The sequence below is a fragment of the Deltaproteobacteria bacterium genome (assembly GCA_009930495.1).
GTDB lineage: Bacteria > Desulfobacterota > Desulfovibrionia > Desulfovibrionales > Desulfomicrobiaceae > Desulfomicrobium.
This window is the reverse complement of the sequence record RZYB01000296.1, coordinates 1-2,248: the sequence shown is the minus strand read 5'-3', so window position 1 is coordinate 2,248 and position 2,248 is coordinate 1. Positions and strand designations below refer to the sequence as shown.

Here is a 2,248-nt window from a genome sequence, read left to right as displayed (position 1 = left end):
TACCAGAACACGGACTCCGTGTTCGAGGACCCGCGCCCAAAGGACGGCCTCAAATGGCTGGCCGGACTGGACTGGACGCCCGGCGACGACTGGAGCGTGACCGGGCAGTTCGTCGGCGCGCATATTCTGGATCATGACGAAGGCCTGGCCGATGACGCCTTTTCGCCCCTGGCCACGCTCAATATTTCCAAAAAACTGCTCAACCAGACCCTGACCCTGTCCAACATGCTCTACGTCGATCTGGACGACGCCGAAGTCTTCGACCGCGTCAAGGCCGACTACGAAATCCGCGATGGTTTTCACGTCCTGGCCGGGGCCGATCTTTTCCACGGCGACGACGGGCAGTTCGGACGTTACGAGGACAATTCCCAGGTCTGGATCAAGCTCAAATACAGCTTCTGACATCCGCAAGGAGGCTCTCATGCTCAATATTCAAAAAATCAATTCCCGGTTCCGGACTGCGGCCGAGATCATCCTCAAATACCGCTGGATGAATCTGGCCGTGTTTTTCTGCCTCATGCTCGTTGCCGGAATCGGCCTGACCCGGCTGGAAAGCGACATCGATCAGGACAACTGGTTTCTGGAAGACGACGAACTGCAGCGGACAAAAGACCGCTTCGAGGAAATTTTCGGCAACGACGATTTTTGCGCCGTGCTGGTGGAAACGAACAATGTTTTTACCCCAGAAATCCTGACCGCCATTCGCGATCTTGGGCGGGAGCTGACGGCCAAGGTGCCCTATGCCGACGATGTGGTTTCGCTCACGGATTTTGAATTCACCTATGGCACGAACGAGGGCATGGAGATCATCGACCTGGTGCCGGACCCGGTGCCCCATGACGAGAAAGAACTGGCGCGGATCAGGGGACTCGCCCTGTCCAAGCCATCCATGAAAAACCGCATCGTGTCCGAGGACGGCACCCAGACTTGGATCATGCTGCGCATGAAGCCCATTCCGGACGACTGGGCCAAGGACAATGTCGAAAATCCGGACCTGTCCATCGGCCGCGTCGTCAACGAAATCTGCGCCCAGGACAAATACCGGGATCTGCATCCCCGGACCACGGGCCTGCCCGTCATCAACGTCGAGAAGCGCAATTTCTTCGCCCAGGAAACGCCGCGTCTTTTGGGCATTTCCCTGGCCCTGACCGTGATCATTTTGATTCTGTCCCTGCGCAGCGCGCGCGGTGTGGTCTTTCCCCTGCTGACCGCCCTCAGCGCCAATGTCATTGTCTTCGGGGCACAGGGATTTCTGGGCATCCGCAACGATCCATCCATGATCTTCCTGCCGGTGTTTTTGAGCCTGGCCCAGGCCATGGGCTATTCCATCCACGTCTTCAACTATTTCAAGCAGGAATTCCTGCGTACCGGTCAACGCCGTCAGTCCCTGATTCTGGCCGTGGAGGAAACGGGCTGGCCGATTTTGTTCAGCGCCCTGACCACCATGGCGGCCCTGATGTCCTTTGTGCTCATTCCCCTGCGGCCCATCCGCTGGGTCGGACTGACCGGCGCCGGCTTGGTGGGCGCGACCTATGTGCTGGTCATCGTGCTGCTGCCGTCCCTGCTCAGCTTCGGCACAAATCGTCCGCCCATGACCGAGCGGGCCGTCAAAACCGGCCGTCCCATGGACCGGCTCATGAACGCCCTGGGCTCGCGGGTGCTGAACTATCCCAAAACCACCCTGGGCGGCTGCGCCCTGATCTGCCTGATCTGCCTGGGCGGTATCGCCAGATTCGAGGTGTCCTTCGACATCCGCCGCACCTTCGGCCTGGACGTGCCCTATGTGGAGCGCCTGGACCACATCGGCCGCTCCCAGGTCGGCTCGCTGTACTCCTACGACGTGGCCCTGGAGTTCGATCGCCCCGACGCGGCCAAGGACCCGCAAAACCTGCGCAAATTCGACCAGCTGACAAACGAGATCAAGGAGTTGCGATTAACCAAAAAAGTCAATTCCCTCGTCGATATCATCAAGGACATGAACCAGGTTTTGAACAACGGAGACCCGAAGTATTACGCCATCCCGGACAACCGCGAGATGGTCGCTCAGCTCCTGCTTCTGTACGAAAACGCGGGCGGGGCCGAGGCCGAGAAATGGGTGGACTACGACTATCAGCGTCTGCGCCTCATGGTCGAGATCGACGACTACAATTCCGGCGAGGCGGCCGACGAACTGCGTTTTATCCAAAAGCGCGGCAAGGAACTCTTTCCCGAGGCCAAGGTCCTGCTCATCGGGTCCATCTCGCAGTTC

At 59.0% G+C, this 2,248-nt stretch carries 1 protein-coding gene; it reads left to right on the top strand.

Annotation, left to right across the window (positions count from 1 at the left end; genetic code table 11):
• Positions 1 to 292 precede the first annotated feature (292 nt).
• On the top strand, positions 293 to 2,248 hold a 1,956-nt coding region (locus EOL86_13980; GenBank protein ID NCD26682.1), incomplete at its 3' end, for a hypothetical protein.